Here is a 372-nt window from a genome sequence, read left to right on the forward strand (position 1 = left end):
AGAACGGGTAACCTCCCCTCCATGCGCTTCCTGGTTCATAAAATTACCCCATCTACCAATTGCCTGGCCAAGAATTAGGCTCGGTGCAGCAATATCAGCAAGTTTCCAAAACGAAACACCTCTTTTTTTGGCAAAAACGATTGCTGTTATTACTGCACCTATTAATGCTCCATGGATAGCAATGCCGCCTTCCCATATTGCAAAAGTCTTGCTGGGATTATCAATATAATATTCCCACTTGAATACAACATAATATAATCTCGCACTCAGAATGGATATTGGAATCGCCCAAAGTAATAAATCCGCAAAAATATCTTTATCAAGTCCAAGTTTTCTTGATTCTCTTGTCGCAAGAAGCCATCCTAAAAACAA

1 protein-coding gene is annotated in these 372 nt (G+C 39.8%); it reads right to left on the minus strand.

Going from position 1 to position 372, the window contains the following annotated elements:
* Positions 1-372: prolipoprotein diacylglyceryl transferase (lgt, locus tag JI665_RS28290; RefSeq protein ID WP_206846293.1), on the minus strand; the 372-nt coding region annotated here is incomplete at both ends.

Origin of the sequence: Bacillus sp. NTK034, from assembly GCF_017303275.1 — a bacterium.
GTDB lineage: Bacteria > Bacillota > Bacilli > Bacillales > Cytobacillaceae > Cytobacillus.